This is a genomic window from Nostoc piscinale CENA21 (genome assembly GCF_001298445.1).
In the GTDB taxonomy this organism is placed as follows: domain Bacteria; phylum Cyanobacteriota; class Cyanobacteriia; order Cyanobacteriales; family Nostocaceae; genus Nostoc_B; species Nostoc_B piscinale_A.
Map to the genome: position 1 here is coordinate 4858428 of NZ_CP012036.1, position 17740 is coordinate 4876167.

Annotated in this window: 15 protein-coding genes and 4 pseudogenes; 6 read left to right on the top strand and 13 right to left on the bottom strand. The window is 41.2% G+C overall.

The window, feature by feature from the left end:
* Positions 1-98: 98 nt before the first annotated feature.
* Both ACX27_RS20835 and ACX27_RS20840 read right to left on the bottom strand, forming a co-directional pair.
* Positions 99-548 (bottom strand): annotated as a pseudogene (locus ACX27_RS20835) (transposase); the annotation flags it as partial.
* Between the two features lie 22 nt (positions 549-570).
* Complete coding sequence (locus tag ACX27_RS20840; RefSeq protein ID WP_062295256.1) at positions 571-921, bottom strand: transposase; 351 nt, start codon at positions 919-921, stop codon at positions 571-573.
* Between the two features lie 381 nt (positions 922-1302).
* Here ACX27_RS20840 and ACX27_RS20845 point away from each other — a divergent pair, with 381 nt between their 5' ends.
* On the top strand, positions 1303-2091 hold the full coding sequence (locus ACX27_RS20845) for an SDR family oxidoreductase (protein WP_062295257.1): 789 nt from the start codon (positions 1303-1305) through the stop codon (positions 2089-2091).
* Between the two features lie 133 nt (positions 2092-2224).
* Entirely contained in the window at positions 2225-2512 is a 288-nt protein-coding gene (locus ACX27_RS20850) for a hypothetical protein (protein ID WP_062295258.1), read from the top strand.
* Positions 2513-2557: 45 nt separating this feature from the next.
* Here the strand turns inward: ACX27_RS20850 and ACX27_RS20855 are convergent, their stop codons facing one another.
* From ACX27_RS20855 to ACX27_RS20885, 7 genes and pseudogenes are all read right to left on the bottom strand, one after another.
* The gene (locus tag ACX27_RS20855) at positions 2558-3517 is read right to left on the bottom strand and encodes an MDR/zinc-dependent alcohol dehydrogenase-like family protein (protein ID WP_062295259.1); all 960 of its coding nucleotides are present in this window, start codon (positions 3515-3517) and stop codon (positions 2558-2560) included.
* A 160-nt stretch (positions 3518-3677) separates the two neighbouring features.
* Positions 3678-4278, bottom strand: a pseudogene (locus tag ACX27_RS20860) (hypothetical protein).
* Positions 4279-4290: 12 nt separating this feature from the next.
* Positions 4291-5326, bottom strand: a pseudogene (locus ACX27_RS31885) (IS630 family transposase); the annotation flags it as partial.
* Between the two features lie 266 nt (positions 5327-5592).
* Entirely contained in the window at positions 5593-6399 is an 807-nt protein-coding gene (locus tag ACX27_RS20870) for an inositol monophosphatase family protein (protein WP_062295260.1), read from the bottom strand.
* 118 nt (positions 6400-6517) lie between these two features.
* A complete protein-coding gene (locus ACX27_RS20875; protein ID WP_062295261.1) occupies positions 6518-7951 on the bottom strand; it encodes a BCD family MFS transporter in 1434 nt (477 codons plus the stop codon).
* 126 nt (positions 7952-8077) lie between these two features.
* Positions 8078-8446: a clan AA aspartic protease gene (locus ACX27_RS20880; protein WP_062295262.1), complete on the bottom strand. Its 369-nt coding sequence runs from the start codon at positions 8444-8446 to the stop codon at positions 8078-8080.
* Complete coding sequence (locus tag ACX27_RS20885; RefSeq protein WP_062295263.1) at positions 8443-8715, bottom strand: hypothetical protein; 273 nt, start codon at positions 8713-8715, stop codon at positions 8443-8445. The genes ACX27_RS20880 and ACX27_RS20885 overlap by 4 nt, the downstream gene beginning before the upstream one ends.
* A gap of 192 nt (positions 8716-8907) precedes the next feature.
* Between ACX27_RS20885 and ACX27_RS31110 the strand changes: the two genes are divergently transcribed.
* Both ACX27_RS31110 and ACX27_RS20890 read left to right on the top strand, forming a co-directional pair.
* Positions 8908-9084: a DUF1902 domain-containing protein gene (locus ACX27_RS31110; RefSeq protein ID WP_083468792.1), complete on the top strand. Its 177-nt coding sequence runs from the start codon at positions 8908-8910 to the stop codon at positions 9082-9084.
* A gap of 419 nt (positions 9085-9503) precedes the next feature.
* Positions 9504-11309 (top strand): PmeII family type II restriction endonuclease, encoded by a 1806-nt coding sequence (locus ACX27_RS20890; protein WP_062295264.1) that lies wholly within the window; start codon positions 9504-9506, stop codon positions 11307-11309.
* Positions 11310-11393: 84 nt separating this feature from the next.
* On the opposite strand, the gene ACX27_RS20895 is transcribed toward ACX27_RS20890, so the two are convergent.
* Together ACX27_RS20895 and ACX27_RS20900 are read right to left on the bottom strand one after the other, a co-directional pair.
* Entirely contained in the window at positions 11394-11798 is a 405-nt protein-coding gene (locus tag ACX27_RS20895; RefSeq protein WP_235526298.1) for a type II toxin-antitoxin system VapC family toxin, read from the bottom strand.
* A complete protein-coding gene (locus tag ACX27_RS20900; RefSeq protein WP_062295265.1) occupies positions 11780-12016 on the bottom strand; it encodes a type II toxin-antitoxin system Phd/YefM family antitoxin in 237 nt (78 codons plus the stop codon). Before ACX27_RS20900 ends, ACX27_RS20895 begins: the two co-directional genes overlap by 19 nt.
* A gap of 136 nt (positions 12017-12152) precedes the next feature.
* Between ACX27_RS20900 and ACX27_RS20905 the strand changes: the two are divergent.
* Positions 12153-13105, top strand: a pseudogene (locus ACX27_RS20905) (aldo/keto reductase).
* Between the two features lie 175 nt (positions 13106-13280).
* Here the strand turns inward: ACX27_RS20905 and ACX27_RS20910 are convergent.
* Both ACX27_RS20910 and rimO read right to left on the bottom strand, forming a co-directional pair.
* Positions 13281-14807: a DEAD/DEAH box helicase gene (locus ACX27_RS20910; RefSeq protein WP_062295266.1), complete on the bottom strand. Its 1527-nt coding sequence runs from the start codon at positions 14805-14807 to the stop codon at positions 13281-13283.
* 54 nt (positions 14808-14861) lie between these two features.
* The gene (rimO, locus tag ACX27_RS20915) at positions 14862-16187 is read right to left on the bottom strand and encodes a 30S ribosomal protein S12 methylthiotransferase RimO (protein WP_062295267.1); all 1326 of its coding nucleotides are present in this window, start codon (positions 16185-16187) and stop codon (positions 14862-14864) included.
* 653 nt (positions 16188-16840) lie between these two features.
* Between rimO and btpA the strand changes: the two genes are divergently transcribed.
* A complete protein-coding gene (gene btpA, locus ACX27_RS20920; protein WP_062295268.1) occupies positions 16841-17692 on the top strand; it encodes a photosystem I biogenesis protein BtpA in 852 nt (283 codons plus the stop codon).
* Positions 17693-17740: the final 48 nt, after the last annotated feature.

The following is a 17740-nucleotide window of genomic DNA, read 5'->3' on the forward strand; positions in this document are numbered from 1 at the left end:
CTGTGTAAAAAATTAATTATATAGTTTATTTTTATACTCACTACTCGATATTACCTTAAGTGCTAACTGGAAACACAAGAATGAAGTATTTTATGAATCTATCCCACTAATAAAATTCTATTAATCCAGATGTGAATTGTGGCAAGAGAAAGAAAACCGTTGAAGCAGGCAGCAATTCTCTCCCAACGAACTACAAGTCGGCGGTATTTTCGTTGAAACCATGCGAAACAACGTTCTTGCTGAAAGCGTGGAACTGAAATTTTAATTGGTCTACCTCGATTTTTCTGAGTCTTCCAAGTACGCTTGGGCAATTGAGGTCTAATACCAAGTTTACGTAAAGCAGCACGTTTGTCCTTGGAATCATAACCTTTGTCAGCAGCAAGAACTTTAACTCGTTTACGAGGTCTACCAGGTTTATTAGTCTTGACTTTGACACTATCGATTAGTGGAATAACTTGATCTCGTTCACTACCATTAGCAGGTGTTGTGCAATTAGCTAAAGGCATTCCATTACCATCTGTTAGGGTATGGATCAAAATCCCTTTACCTTTATACCCATACTTAACCCCCTCACCGCCACCTTTTCCAGGGGGAAAAAGACCCGTCTACAGCGCCGTAATTCCAGTTGATTAAACCCTTCTCTTGAGCAATTCCTAATGTACTTGCTTGTAAACTTTCTAACGTTCCATCTGTTTCCCAACGTTGTAACCATCTATGTGCTGCACTTTTTGATGCCCAAATCTCTCCCTTTGGCACATCACACCAACGACATCCAGTTATCAATATATACAGCAATGTATTAAGTACATGGCGAAATGGCGCATGAGGCATTCTCCGTTCTCTTTTTTCTGGTTCTTTGGGGAATATATCTTCAAACAGCTTCCACTCCAGGTCACTTAATCCTTCAAATCGCCCAGCCATACCCTCATCAAACTTACCGTCATCAACAGCAGATTATCATATTGCTGGTATTAGTGGGATAGGTTCAATGTATTTGCCTTTTCTGAGTTGACTTTGGTAATGAATTCTGACAAAACTCTATGTTGCTAGTCCTACCACTTTTCGTAGCGTGACTATGTGGCATTTTCTGTGACGCTATATTTGTTCACTGTTTGAGGTACTCATTTTTTTAGCATTTGAGCCTTTGTTTCACTCTGTCAGTCTGTTTTTATTTTCTGCCGAGAGTGAATGAATACTTACACCCTTGTAAAAAACCTACATCTGTCAGGCTTGATAGCGCGGGTGGAGTCTTTATGTGCGTCTTCATATTAGATTGGTATAAAGGCAATAAGGAATACTAGAGTGGAAAACTTTATTCACCCATCAGTCCGCGAACGCTGGACATTAGCTGGACGTAAAGCTTTAATTACCGGAGCTACAAAAGGAATTGGTTTAGCAATTGCTCAAGAGTTTTTGGCTTTAGGTGCAGAAGTCATCATTGTGGCTCGCAATTCTGAAACAATTGAGCAACAGATTAATAATTGGCATTCTCTTGGAAAAGTTTATGGAGTTGCAGCCGATGTGGCAACTTCTGAAGGTCGTCAAATAATGGAGGAGTACGTCAGTAAAACCTTTGGAACACTCGACATTTTGGTGAATAACGTCGGCACAAATATTCGTAAGTCAGCAAATGATTATACAGAAGCAGAAGTTGCGGCGATATTTCAAACTAATCTCACTTCTATATTTGAACTTTCTCGACTGTTTTATCCCTTACTAAAAACCAGTGAAAACAGCAGTATTGTCAACATCAGTTCTGTGGCTGGATTAATTTCAGTTCGCACTGGCGCACCTTATGGTATGACCAAAGCCGCACTTGTGCAGTTAACGCGATCGCTGGCTGTAGAATGGGCAAGTGATCACATTCGTGTTAATGTGATCGCACCTTGGTTTATTCAAACTCCCCTCACTGAACCTCTACTGAAAAATCCTGAGACTTTAGATGCAGTCCTTTCTCGTACCCCAATGAAGCGTGTAGGTCAACCAGAAGAAGTAGCAAGTATTACGGCTTTTCTCTGTATGTCCGCCGCATCTTACATTACAGGACAATGTATTGCTGTTGATGGCGGATTTATGGCATTTGGTTTTTAAGTCGAATTTTATTTTAAAATGGGCTAACTCACAGTGATTGAAATGAGGTTAAATCCTACTTATGACTTAGCACTTAGCCCTCAGCACTGCGATAACATAACTTCTAAGCGTTGATTTTTATTCAGGACTAGCCGTGTTGGAAGCAATAATATTTCTTATTCACGGGATGCAAAAATTTTTAGTACCTATTTGTTTTGTTGTAGCATGGGGTTTAATGATTCTCGTGGCATGGAGTTTGTGGAGTACAGCACGAGATAGTGTCGCTACAGCCAAACAAATGCACCAAATTCCCTGTCCTGGGTGCCAGTTTTTTACCGATGACTATCGCCTCAAATGTACTGTACACCCTTCTGTCGCTAACACAGAAGAAGCGATCAACTGTATGGACTATCAGCCAAAGACGAATCCTTATTTGTATTAAGAATGTAAGGGTGTAGGGATATGAGAGTGTTCTCAATTTCACACTTCATACTTTACTCATGTCTAACAACACTTTTAACACCCCCCGACGTTGTGCTTCTGCAAAAGCTGTAAGACCTTCGATGAGAGGATAATGGGCGTGAATTAAAGGTTTTACGTCCACTTTTTCTGCTGCTAATAATTCCAACGCTGCGGAAAACGGGCCACAACGGGAACCAATAAGGGTGATTTCGTCTACAACCAGAGACGAAGCATCTAAACTCAGGTTGCCTGCGTAGGTACTTTTCATAACTAGGGTACCACGGGGACGTAAAGCGCGACGAGCGATCGCAAACCCTTCGGCATTACCCGTACAATCTACAGAAATATCAAAAGCTTTATCTGTAACTGCATCAACTAAACCAGTTTTAATTCCTCTCCCGGCTAAGTTCGCCAGTTTTTCAGGATGACGACCCACAACCAACAACTGACAATTAGTTAAAGCCAATGTTTGTGCTACCAGTTGACCCAACTTCCCATCTCCCACCACTAACACACAGTCATCAGGACACACAACCACTTGCCGTTGAATTTCCAAAGCTGCGGCTAGAGGTTCGGTAAAAGTTGCAACATCTGTAGACACATTATCCGGTACAGGATGTAAGTTTTTTACGGGTAAACACAGATAATCTGCAAAAGCCCCGTGACGATTCACAATACCCAATACTGTGCGATTTTCGCAGTGAGTCGGCTGTCCCCGAAGACAAAAGCGACAATGACCACAGGCTGCGTTAATTTCGCCTACTACCCGTTGATTGATTAAGTTCTCTGGGCCTTGTTCCACAACACCGACAAATTCATGCCCCAAAATCCCAGTATATGGATAGTAACCACGCTTCAACTCCAGGTCAGTATTACAAATTCCCGCCCGCAAAACACGTACCAAAGCTTCGCCTAATTGCGGTTCTGGAACTGGAATATCTGTGCGTAGTTGCAGTTGTTGGTTTTCAAGCCAGAGTCCTTTCATACTACTTCACTGGTAGATACTGTACTCACCGGTGATTAGTATAGCAGTCATATTAGACAAGGGAGACGAGAGAAGGGGGACAAGGAGGACAAGGGAGACAAGGTAGACAAGAAAGGCAAGGAGAAGAGATGTTTGGAAACGATTTATGTCTACTTTGTGTTTAACTCTGCATTGCCAAATTTTTCTCAACTTGGGCAAATTCAGTCTTTTCCTGAGAGAAATTAATCTCAAATTTACTTAACCAAACTACCAAATCTTCCGAATGAATGGCGATTTCGCTGCCTAAAGTTTTAATATAAAGCAACCCATCACTAATAATTAAATCTCGGATGGGATACCAAGAATCACGATTTTGAATGAGCAAATCTAAAGGAATAGAACTCCTTAAAACCTGCTTGCGATATTTCCACCAAGCACGCCATAACAATACAGATTGAGTACAGTGCATCTGATAACCCTGCGGCACTTCACAATATTTATAATGATAAAAACCGCGATTATCTATTTCTCCTTTGATCAGATAACTATAATCTAATAATGTCTGATTTATCGATTCCCAATGAGATGAATTTGGCTGAACTAAAAACTCCAAAACTGGATGATTTAAATTGGCTGTAGCAATTACACCTTGAGATTTTGCTGTGAGTTGATTAGTTTTATAGACGGTTTGTGCTGTTAAAGCCGAGTTAGATAATAAAATGTCTTTTTTTTTGGATGCTTTTGTCTACGAACTCACGAATTAGCTCTAGATTGGATAACATACACCTATAGGACTAATATTTGATTTTTGAAAAAGCTCCGTACATCTGAAGAGTGGGAAAATCAAAGGTAGTGTGACGGATAAACCATTCAAACATCCATTTTAAATGAGAAAATGAAGGGAGCAAAGCACAAAAACGTCGAACCCAGGTTTTGGCTTGCAACCAAACATCCTCAATAGGGTTTTGTGTTGGACAATTAGGAGCAAAACGAACGCAGTGTATTTTCCACTGGTCAGTTGAAAGTCCTTTATTCAGTTCATCCAAAAAATTCTTAATTTCTTGAGAACGATGGTAACTAGCACCATCCCAAAAAATTAAATAATTGCTGATTAGGAGACTCATCTAGCAAATAACGTAGATAATCAATCGTATTTTGGGAATTTCCAGCATCATAAGTTTTAAGTATTAATTCTCCTTGAAGATAGTCAATGGCTCCATAATATGTTTGTTTCTCTCGTTCATTGACCACCGGAACCATAATTTCTTGGTCTGTTTTACCCCATATATAACCACTTAAGTCTCCCCACATTAAATGACATTCATCAATCAGTAGCACTCTTAATTTACCTGTTTCAATTTCGCTCCGGTTGTTTTCCAACAATGTTTCAATCTCTTTTTTTGTTGCATCAACAGCATCTGGGTCGGCTTTTGGGTTAACTTTCGTGTTTTTTTTCCAACTTATTCCTGCTGCTTTAAACAAATCGTAGTAACTTTTTTTCGTTTCGTAAACTACATCGTATTCAAAAGCTAGTTTATACTCTAATTCTCCTATTTCCCAATAATCCTTTGTTTGAAGCCAACTCAATACTTCCTCTCGCTGCTCATTACTCAAATAGCTTTTTCTTCCTTTATAATTTAGTCTTAGACCATCAACACCATTCTCCTCATATACTTGTTTCCAACCTGTTATTGAACCAAGTGAAACACCAAGAATTTTCTTGATTTCCTCATATAAGTAACCTTGATAAACCAGCTTTACTGCTAATCCTTTTCTCGCTTCACGGGCATTTATATTTTGAACTATAAATTCCTCTAGTTCAGCGATCGCCTGCTGCAAGTGCTGATTCAGCATTGTTCTTCCTTATACTTATTACCTGTCTCCGTATTATCTCTTGTTTTTTTTCAAAAATCAAATATGATTCCTATATGGTTGATTACTGAGTCAGGGTTAGATTATGTAACTTATAAGTTTCACCAGGACTTCAACCCAATCAGGATTATTAGAGTTAGATTCATAATTTCGTGAACTTAAAGTAAAAAAGCCTAAACCCAAAAGACTGGTCTAGGCTTGTTCCATCAGCGTTGTGATGAATATTAAATTTTCAACTCTTTGAGAAATGGTTCAAAAATTGGAGCTAGTTCTGAACGGCTGAGAACTAGGGTAGGATAAGAGCGATCGCTATAATCTTCTCCCTTAATCAAAGGAAATGGCTCAGTTTTGAGAGAATTCCAACTCCCACCAGCCGCTTGCACAATTACCCAAGCGCCAGCAAAGTCCCAAACTTTTGGTGTCGCTTCAATTCCACCCAACACTGCGCCAGTCGCAACGGTGAGAAAGTTATAACTCGCCACACCCAACATCCGAATTTTGCAGGGAAATTTTGGTTGGATAACTGCTGTACTGCGAGAACAAAGGTTAAAAAAGTGATGATTGCTGGGAGCATCCGCACTGGTATGTATGGGATGATTGTTGAGAAATGCGCCAGTGGGTGTTGCTAAACCAGATGTACCTTGCCAAAACCCGTGAAAAGTTTGCCCTAATGGCGGTACGTGGATATATCCAAAAACAGGCGTACCTTGATACAGCAAAGCCAAAGAAATCGACCAAATCGGAATACCACGGGTAAAATTCGTTGTCCCATCTAAGGGGTCAATTACCCAACACCATTCTGTCCCCGGAAATGTCTTGTCAGCTTCTTCGCTGAGAATACCATAACCGGAAAAATTAGCGGCGATCGCATCTCGAATTTCTTGATCTGCCCATCTATCGGCGCGTGTTACCAAACTACCATCAGCTTTTTGTAAAGCCTGCACCTGTCCAAAATCCTGCATTAGTTGTTTGCCCACCCTGGTAGTTGTAGTCTGGGCAAAATCAAGCACCGTTAACCAAAAATCATTCATTGCAATGCTAGGGAGTGAATTAATTAAGGAAGAAATTAAAAGTAAAAAGGTAAAAGATTTTTTTTACTTTTGCCTTTTTCCTTTTGCCTTACCTTAATACCCATACACCAAATTTTAATTAGTCTAGATCGCTTTCTAAAACAGATGCGATCGCTTGCTTGGTACTGGTTTGAAATTCTGTAATGTTGACGCGGTTGAGGAACCCAATTGAAAGTACCATTCCCACTGCTTCTAAGGCAAATACCAACCCATAAGCTAATTCCAAACTGGGCAAAGTTCTGCGACCAATATCCAAAAGTGTACCGCCAATCACCACAGCAAGACCCCTAGAAATCGACTGCGCTAGTCCCCACGCGCCGATAAACGTTCCGGCGGCTTCGGCTGCGGTCAAATCCAACATCAAGCTAATTGCTGCTGTAGTTAAGAAACCAGTCGCTAAACCAAACAATACCAAACCAAATTTTAAGAAAGCTGCATTGGCTGTAAATCCCGAAATTCCCAACAATGCGGCACACAAAGCCACCAACATACAACCTAAACGGGCGCTGCGACGCTTACCTAAACGTGGCACAATCAAAAAGCCAGCCACAGCGTAAGCAATGAGCAACCCAGTACCGTAATAAATGTTTAATTTGGTACTTTCCGCCAACGGCATTTTAAACACCTGACCGGCATAAGGTTCTAAAATTGGGTCTTGCATAAACAAGCACAGCGTCATCACCACCAAAAAGGTGAAAAACAAACCTGTTTGGGGACTGGCGGTTAAGATTTTCCACGCTGCATTTAGAGTAATGCTGTCTTCACGGTTTACCAATGTGGAACGCTTGGCGTATTGGGAGTATTTTTTTTCCACGCCAAAAGTTGCGGCGATCGCTAATACAAATACAATTGCTGGCACAATCATAAATAATCGGTTGATTGATGCCTGTAATGTTTCTGGGGTTGCTTCTGGGGTTAATTGCTTGAGCAAGCTAGAACTAATAATTGCGCCGACAATGATTCCTACCATCAGCATTGACCAAACCACACCCACCACTTTAGAACGGTTATCTTCTTCCGACACATCTACTAACAAAGCTGCGAAAGCTGTACCACTAGCGCAAATTGCCAAACCGTAAATTGCAAAAATTAAAGATAACAGCGCAGTCCAGCCGATAGTGTCAGTTGTCCAAGTCCAGCCACCAGAAATATTAGCAGCATTATTTAACTGCCACATTACTTGTACCGCTAAAAAAGCTGCGATCGCAAATATCGCCGCCCCCACCCATACATAAGCTGTCCGGTGATAACCCCACAACGGTTTCGCATCCGAAATCTGACCAAACCAAATCCGCGAAGGTGACACAAAAGCAGGTAAAGCCAGCACCAGCGATACCAACGTCGCCGGAATCGCTATTTCTTGAATCATGACCCTGTTGAGTACACCCAGAGTCAAAATCGACATCATACTCAAGCCCATTTGAAACAAGCCAAGCCGAAACATAGTCGGTAAATTGACCCTTGGCGCAACTGGGTATTTTGTTTCACTCTCAAACACTTCACCGCTTGCCATAGCTGTTTTTTCTGATGGTTTATCAAAATAGTCTCTCTTTAATTAAAGATAAACTGTTCGATATTCCAAAAACCCAGCTATTTCGGGTGATGAATTTTGAGTTTTGGCGATAGAGATGCTTTCAAGTTATAGAATTTCATCCACCAGCACCGTACCGCCTTCACAAAAATCTATGCCAAGATGATAATCTTCCAGCAAAGCAGTTCCAATGAGCGGACGACGACCCATTGCTAGTGCTGCAATATTACGCTCTATTCCATTCCATATAATTGTTGCCAAATAAACATCAGTTTCCACACTGGAATTGTTAGCTAGGTTTGCGTTGATATTTATGAGGTAAGGCAACTCAAGAGTAGCAATTACAGAAGGCGGCAAAGTTAAGAACCCTTCAAACCCTGTATCAATAACACATTCGATTTCTACACCTGAACCTTCTGGGGCAATAATCATCAAACTCATTCTTGCCTGAAGTCCAACTACATTTCCGTGTATCACTGTGCCGTCCTGAGCAATGTACCACCAACGGCATAAACGGCATCATAACCAATTCTTTCTCCCCAAAGTGCTGCATTGGGTTGCTTGGATTTTAATCGCAGACTCGTTTCGACTAAATCATCACCGATTTCGTAATCTCCCGTTTCAACATTAATCGAGATAATTTTGCCAATATTTTCTTGTGTCTCAACTTTGGCACGGATACTTTCTTCGTAGAGTTCCTTTCCACGTCGAGCGACTTCTTGGTTACTAAGTGTTGGGTGGGACATAAATAAATCCCTTATTTAAGCGGTTAGATTCTTCACTTTATTGTAGAGCAAAAGCTACAGAGGTAGAGGGTAATGCCGGATTATATGAATGTTTCTCAAGAATCGAAGGTTCTCTTTGTAAGTAACTTGCGAAAAGCTGAAGAACTTAACTAAAATTATTTACAGAATACACAATAACTAAAAAAGTAAAGCATGAACACTGTGATTAGAGTAAGTGCTTTTTGGGATTCGGAAGCTGAGGTGTGGGTAGCTAATAGTGATGATTTACCTGGATTGATTACAGAAGCTTCTACTATTGAATTATTAACAGAAAAACTCAAATTGATGATTCCAGAACTTTGTGAGTTAAATCAAGTAGATTGTAGTTGATAGCAAAATTAAATCACGCCACACTGCAAACGGAGTTTTGAAGCAAGCTGGCTTAAATAAATATTTTTGAGTTTAGTTGAGAATTCAAAAGTGCGATCGCTCTCTAGCTATGACAATCAAACGTAAATTGTTTAGTATCGGCAGTGGCTAAAGTCAACTGGTGGTAAACTGCGGTAGTTGCAATCAAGCGATCGCTTGGGCTTGATGTGGTAGCTGAATCTGACAGCTTAAAATAGCGATTTAGCAGTGCCTTAGAGCTTCATATACAGCTAACTCCGTAAAACACGCGATTAATCGTCAAGAATAGCTGAGTTAATCAAAAGACTAACATCTTTTTATACATTTTTTGAGGTAGTATAGAGTGCTGCATACTTAAGTATATTGTGGTCAAGCAAGATTTAATTCTAATAGGTTCGACAATGGCAGAAGCAGCACTAAATATTACCTTGGAAACTGAGAAAATTCTTATTCAAGAGTTGGATTTCGTTGACCAGAATAACCCACCAACTTGGAAGAATAAGCTGATTCTTGGTGATTGTTTAGAAGTACTCCAAAAGCTTCCTTCTGCAAGCGTTGATTTAATTATCACCTCGCCTCCGTATGCTGATAGTCGCAAAAAAACCTATGGAGGAATATCTCCCGATGAATATACAGATTGGTTTCTAGCAAGAGCTTTAGAACTAAAAAGAGTCCTCAAACCAGAAGGTTCCTTCATTCTTAATATTAAAGAGAAAGTTGTTGATGGGCAAAGACATTCATACGTGTTGAATTTAATTTTAGGAATGCAGCAGCAAGGATGGTTATGGACTGAAGAATATATATGGCATAAAAAAAATAGTTATCCTGGCAAATGGTCTAATCGTTTTCGAGATTCCTGGGAACGTTGTTTACACTTTAACAAGCAAAAGAAATTCAAGATGTATCAGGAATCTGTTATGGTTCCTATGGGAGATTGGGCAAAATCCCGTCTTAAGAATTTGAGCGAGACAGATAAAAGACGTGATAATTCTAAAGTTGAGAGTGGATTTGGTAAAAATATCTCTAATTGGGTAGAACGTAAAATGGCCTATCCAACAAATGTTTTACATTTAGCAACTGAATGTGGCAATAAAAATCATAGTGCAGCGTTCCCGAAAACTCTCCCTTCATGGTTTATCAAGCTATTCACTGCTGTAGATGATGTAGTCCTCGACCCCTTTGCTGGTTCAGGAACATCTTGCGTAGCTGCTAAAGAATTAGGCAGAAATTATGTAGGAATTGAAATTAAAAGAGAATATTGTGAATTAGCAGAACTGAATATTAAAACCGCAGTTTCTCATACTCAAACTTTAAATAACAGTAATCAAAATTATGAGGAATTAAATGTGGCTGGCGCAAACTCTGAAATTTATCATGATTATTTGATTAAATATGTTCTTACACCTTTCTATGACAAAAGATTTGAAAAGTTGAGTAAATTAAAGCTCAAAGATGTTCTGAAACGAAAAAACCCTTATTTGTTCAAGGCGAAAAATATTGAACGCGCCCAAGATTTCGTTGATAGTATAATTACTGCCTTCCTTTCTTCACAAGAAGAAACTATCTTTGGTAATTTATTAGAAGGCTTTGCAATACATATATCTGAAACTTTGTACGGTGGTTTTAAATCAAAGCTCAACAGTATTGATTTAGAGTTTAACAGGGATAATAATTATTATATTGTAGGGATTAAATCTGGTACTAATTGGGGCAACTCTGACCAAATTAGTAAGATGAAAGAAAATTTTAAACAAGCTAGGCAGTTTTTAATTAAACAAGGTGTCACAAGTAATATCATTGCTATTAATGGCTGTATGTATGGCAAAGATAGTAATCCTTTGAAAAAAGATGTAGATGCTGATAAAACATATTTTAAATATGCAGGGCAAGAGTTTTGGGAATTTATCTCAGAAAATCCCAATCTTTATCAAGAAATGATTGTGCCTATCGGAGAAGAGGCAAATAAAAAGGATGAAATTTTTAAGTCTACTCTGGATGCAAAAGTTAATGAGATGACTTTTGAATTTATGCAGTATTTTACTAGGAACGGTCGTATTGATTGGATTAAGCTGGTTGATTATGTCTCTAAAAAAGGAGAGGTCAAATTAGAACCCATATCTCAACAGTTGACATTGGAATTAGAAGGAAGAGATTCAGATTTAGAAGAACCTCTGGATTTAGCCGATGCGCTGGATTTTGAGGAGTAGAACGGTTGTAAGGTGAGTAAAAAAGACTGGTATAGTAAAGAGCGATCGCTCCCCAGCTATTACACTCATCTGTAAATTTTTTGGCTAGGTTAAAGTTTTTAACCAAGAAGCACTCGTGAGATTTGCATCGGCTGTAGCTAAAGTCAACTGGTGGTAAACTGCGGTAGCTGCAATAAAGCGATCGCCAGGATCTTGATGTGGTAGCTGAAGCTGACGGCTGAGAATAGCAATTTGGCGGTTAAGTGGCGCTTCTCGGATTTCTAGAGTATTTAAAGCTAAATCAATCCATGCAACTGGATGCGGCTGTAAAGAAATTCGTCCTTTTTCTGCTAAGAGTAGCGTTTCCCAGATACTAATTGGACTTAGCCACAGTTCGGTTGTTGTCGCTGCAATGGTGGTTTGAAGCTGAGAAGATAAGCTTTCATTACCAAGTAAATACCAAATCCAGATGTGGGTATCCAGTAAGAGCTTCACTGAAGTGCTTCCCATGTGTTATCAGGAATAACGGGAGAAATCAAATCTCCCAAGATTTCACCACTACCTTTCATTGCTCCAAATACTGTGCGTTCGGACTGAGGTTTGGCAGGATAGATAATGACCAAAGGTTCTCCATCATGAGTAACAGTTAAAGGTGTTTTGGTACGCTGTATTTCTGCAAATATTTGTTGGAGTGTTGCTGGTAACTCGTTGCTGGCAATGTGTTTCATAGAGTTGTCATTGAGTATGCTTAAATTTTAAGCAAAAAAACTGCACACAGGTCAGTGTATGTTTTCCCGTTTGCAGTTTTTTTTGTAACGCTACACTAAGAAAGTAAAGAAATGTAAATTTATAAATATTGCGATCGTGGAAACTATCACATTAGGCAAAAACGGCCCGGCTGTTCCACCTCTATGTATAGGAACTTGGGCTTGGGGTGATAAACTGTTTTGGAATTATGGCAGCGATTACGGCCCCGAACAATTACAAGCAGCCTTTACAGCAGCGTTAGAAGCGGGTGTTACTTTTTTTGACACCGCCGAAGTTTACGGAATGGGACTGTCAGAAAAATTTTTAGGGCAATTTATTAAACAGACAACCCAACCTGTGCAAGTTGCCACAAAATTCGGCCCTCTGCCTTGGCGATTTACCGGACAATCTGTGAGTGATGCCTTAACAGAAAGCCTCAAGCGTCTACAACTAGAGAGAATTGAACTGTATCAAGTGCATTGGCCGTTTGCTTTCTTTTTGAGCCAAGAAACACTGATGAACACCTTAGGCGATGAAGTGAAGCGGGGCAGAATTGCCGCAGTCGGTGTCAGTAATTACTCAGCCGCCCAAATGCGAGAAGCCCATCAAATATTAGCAGCGAGGGGCGTTCCTTTAGCTGTCAACCAAGTACGTTATTCTCTACTTACGCGCCAAGTTGAAAGTAGCGGCATTATTGCAACTGCTCGTGAGCTTGGTGTGACAATTTTAGCTTACAGTCCTTTAGCCCAAGGATTGCTTACAGGTAAATACACGCCGGAAAATCTCGACAAATTAAGCGGTGCTAGAAAGATAGATCCAAAATTTGGTAAAGAAGGCTTGCAAAAAAATTGCACCAGTGATATCTTTATTACGTGAGATTGGAGAAAAAACGCGATCGCACTCCTGCCCAAGTCGCGCTCAACTGGTTAATTGCCCAAGGTAATGTTATTCCCATAGCTGGCGTAAAAACAGCCGAACAAGCAAAACAAAATGCTGGCGCTTTAGGCTGGAAATTAAATAACGATGAAATTGAAGAAATAGAGACAATTACTCGTCCTTGGTTGAATTAACTATCGAATTGTAAATATTCAGCTTGTAGCTGCTCTAAGTCTGCAATAGCGAACATAAGACTATGGCAATATGTATTTATCTATGTTCCTACAAGCTGATAAACCGTTAGCAATCAAAGCTAATGATCAACAGTCAGTACCTAATAACTATTGACCATTTACTAATGACTCTTGACTAAGAAGCAGATTCTCTTGCTGTAGATGAACCTAGCTTTTGATTGGCAGAAACGGGGGCTTCGCGGCGACCTGAGCGCAGTTTAGGCTTGGGTGTGGAGCGTCCTTCATCACCGTTGTTAGCGTCTGATTTGTTCCAAGAACGATTTCTGTCACCAGAAAATTCACGACGCTTGACGATTTTGGGTTTAGCTACGGGAACTTCTTCAGGAATTTCCACCTCAGAGCTTAACCAAGCAGGACGGGTTTCATCATAAGCAAGTTGCAGTGCAGCAGCAGCGATCGCATGAGCATCATACTGTTCAATTAATTCGCTGACAATGGGTAAGAAGGAAGCCAGTCTTTCACCGCTTAGGGCTTCTCTGACTTGCTCTTGCAATTTGTTGATGTGCCGTGCTTCAATCTGCGCCCGTGTGGGAATCGACAGTAATTGCCAGCTTTGACGGTTATGACGCTCAAATATTTGCTGTTTGCGACGCTCGAAGGGCTGAACTAAGGTAATTGCTGTACCTTCTTTACCAGCACGACCAGTCCGACCAATCCGATGCACGTAGGTTTCCACGCTATCAGGTAAGTCGTAATTAATCACGTGAGATAGTTGGTCAACATCTAAACCGCGTGCAGCAATATCAGTTGCTACTACCCAGCGCACTTGACGATTTCGGAAGCGGGTTAGTAACCTTTCTCTGGCTTGTTGGGACAAATCACCGTGATATTCATCGACACTGTGACCAGCTGCTTGCAGTTGGTTGGTGAGTTCTGCCGCAGTTCTTCTGGTACGCACAAAGATTAACGCTGTTTCTGGATCTTCCATTTCCAGAATTGGCTGTAACGCTTTGGCCTTTGTCCAGTGGCGGGGAATCAAGTAAGCTACTTGGTTGATTTTGTTGGGTGCAGCTTTAGGCTGTTCAACTGTTACAGTAACAGGCGATCGCAAAAACTTGTTCACCAACATCCGAATTGACGGAGGCATTGTCGCGGAGAACAATGCCGTTTGCCGTTCTTGGGGTGCTTGGGACAAGATTCTTTCGACATCATCAATAAAGCCCATGCTTAACATTTCATCGGCTTCATCCAATACAAACCACTTCACTTGATCTAATTTCAAGCTACCGCGCTCTAACAAATCAATCACCCGTCCGGGAGTACCGACAACGATGTGAACGCCCCGCTTAAGTTGCATAATTTGACGGTCAATTGATTGACCACCGTAAATTGCTAAAGCCCGTAAGCCACTGTTTCCAATAAATTGGCTGACAGCATCATGGACTTGAATCGCTAATTCACGAGTTGGTGTTAAAACTACAGCTTGCACTGCTCTTTGGCTGACATCCAGCCGCTCTAAAATTGGTAGAGAAAAGGCGGCTGTTTTGCCTGTACCAGTTTGAGACTGTCCTACTACATCTCGTCCTGCCAACAGTTGGGGAATAGCTTGGATTTGAATGTTAGTAGGTGCGGTAAAACCAATTTTTTCTAATTGTTCAGCGCGTTCTTGGGAAATTCCTAGTTCAATAAACGAAAGATTCATCAACTCTCCTAGATTTTGCTTTTTGACTTTTTGTTTTGATTGAGAAATCGAAATCTATCTGTGACTTTCAACCACTTGACCGTAGAGGTCATAAGTATCAGCACTGCGAATTGCAACAGGCACAATGGTTCCTAATTTTGCTGCGCCTGTGACATACACCAAACCATCAACTTCGGGCGAACTTCTGCTAGAACGACCAATTAATTCCCCACTTTCAGGATTTTCTTGCTCAATCAGGACATCAACGATTTTGCCGACTTCCTGTTGATTTTTCCGCCAAGAAATGGGCTGCTGAATTTCCATGATTTTCTGCCGCCGCTCGTCCATAATTTCCTGGGGTAACTGATTGGGCAGACTGTAGGCGGGGGTTCCTGCTTCTGGTGAAAAGGTAAAGACACCAACATGGTCAAATTCATGCTGCTGCACGAAGTTGAGTAGATGCTCAAAATGTTCTTCTGTTTCGCCGGGAAAACCAACAATCAAGGTTGTCCGTAATACTGCTGTTGGTAGTGCAGTTTTGATGCGCTCAATAATTTCATTATTGACTCGTCCTTGCCAGGGACGGTTCATGGAGCGCAGAATCTCTGGATGAGAGTGCTGCAATGGCAAATCCAAATAAGGTAAGACGTTGGGTGTTTCTTGGATTGCTGCAATTACATCTGGGGTCAATCCTGTGGGATAGGCATAGTGCATCCTAATCCAAGGTATGTCCACTTTCCCCAAGGCTCGGAGTAATTCGGCGAGTTTGGGCTTACCGTAAATATCCAATCCATAGTTAGTTGTGATTTGGGAAATCAAAATGATTTCTTTTACGCCTTGGCTGGCTAGTTGCTCGGCTTCAGCCACAATCGATTCAATGGTACGCGATCGCTGATTACCTCGCAGATAAGGAATAATACAAAACGCACACCGATAATCGCATCCTTCAGCCACTCTCAGGTAGGCAACACCCTCTGTTGTCGTGCGGTAACGCGGTGTGGTTTCATCGGCGATGTAAGTGGGTTCGGCGCTAATTTGTTTAACGCGCTCTCCTTGTTCAGCTCGCTCGATCACATTGACGATCTTGTGATAATCACCTGTACCAACCACGGCTACGGCTTCGGGCAACTCTTCCAATAATTGCTCTTGGAAATGCTGCGCCATGCAGCCTGTGATCACGATTTTTTTATTAGCCTCTGCCAATTCTACTAAAGTTCTGACAGATTCTTCTCTCGCTGCTTCAATAAAACTACAAGTATTAACGATAACGTAATCTGCTAACTCTTCATTTGTATCTACGCCATAACCTGCTTCTACCAGCAGCCCTAGCATATGTTCTGTATCTATTCGATTTTTTTCGCAGCCCAAATGAGATATTGCTATTGTTGGCTTTTCACCCATACTTTAATATCTAAGGTTTTTTCTTTTAGTCACACAAAGTGCAGTGACTTCGCTCTTTGTGATGCACGCCTTGATGCTGACAACACCTAGGTGGATTTTTCCACTACCAGTAACTGTCTTTGCTATGACCTAGATAAATTGAGGCCATGTTATGATACGTCTACTATTAGTTTGTTTCCCAGGGTAAATCGGAGTGTCTTTGATTATTTTGGACACTTGTAATATTTTTTAACAAATCGCCTGTTAGTATTTTACACTACCGTAGCGTATGCGTTGCTAATTTACCCGTCGGGAAGCCGCCCAAAAGGCTGGTTATGAGAAGTCGCTACCCTCAGGGAAATCGCGCTTGCGACTACGCCTAATCAAGCAGTAATGCTACCCTAATGCTCAGGCAAGATGCCCAAAGCACGGGAAGCTGCCTTGCGTCTTGTGAGTGGCAAACTCCTCTTGTAGCCAGGTTTTATCTTAACATATCTTATGGAACGTTTTATGCCAAATTCCATCCCCAGATGGAGGTAGTAAAACAAGTGCCAGGGAAAACATGAATGCTAATCAAGGAACTAGGGACGTGAGACGAGAAAATAGGAGCTAGGTGAATTTTAATCCTAAAATCCAATCCCTAATCCCTGATCTCTGAATAATATTTTGAAGACGTGGACTTATATCAGACCTTTAAAACTCGTACACCAATTATTGGCGTAGTTCACCTACTGCCATTACCCACCTCACCCCGTTGGGGAGGGAGCCTAAAAGCCGTAATTGACCGTGCTGAACAAGAAGCAACTGCTCTTGCTAGTGGCGGTGTAGATGGCATTATTGTAGAGAACTTTTTCGACGCGCCATTTACAAAAAACCAAGTTGACCCAGCAGTTGTGAGTGCAATGACTGTGGTAGTGCAAAGGATACAAAATTTAGTAACCTTGCCGATAGGTTTAAATGTATTGCGGAATGATGCCAAAAGTGCGATCGCGATCGCCAGTTGTGTGCGGGCGCAATTTATCCGTGTGAATGTGCTAACTGGAGTCATGGCCACCGACCAAGGATTAATTGAAGGTGAAGCCCACCAATTATTGCGCTATCGCCGAGAATTAGGCTCTGATGTCAAAATTTTGGCAGATGTGCTGGTCAAGCACGCCAGGCCATTAAGTTCGCCCAATTTGACAGTTGCGGTTCAAGACACAATTGAACGAGGTTTAGCAGACGCAGTAATTTTATCTGGTTGGGCAACAGGTAGTCCGCCCACTCAGGAAGATTTAGAACTAGCGAGCGGAGCAGCTAAAGGCACACCAGTATTTATCGGTAGTGGAGCCGACGACTGGGAAAATGTTGCTACACTGTTGCAGGCAGCAGATGGGGTGATAGTTTCCAGTTCCTTAAAACGTCATGGTCGGATTGAGCAACCAATTGATCCGATTCGCGTCAGTCAATTTGTTGAAGCAGCCCATCGTACTTGGAACTCCAAAAGCCCAAGCAAATCAACCCAACAAATAAAGTTACATTCTTAGTAAGTAGGGAGTGGGGAGTAGGAAGAACTTGTATACTTCAGACTTCAC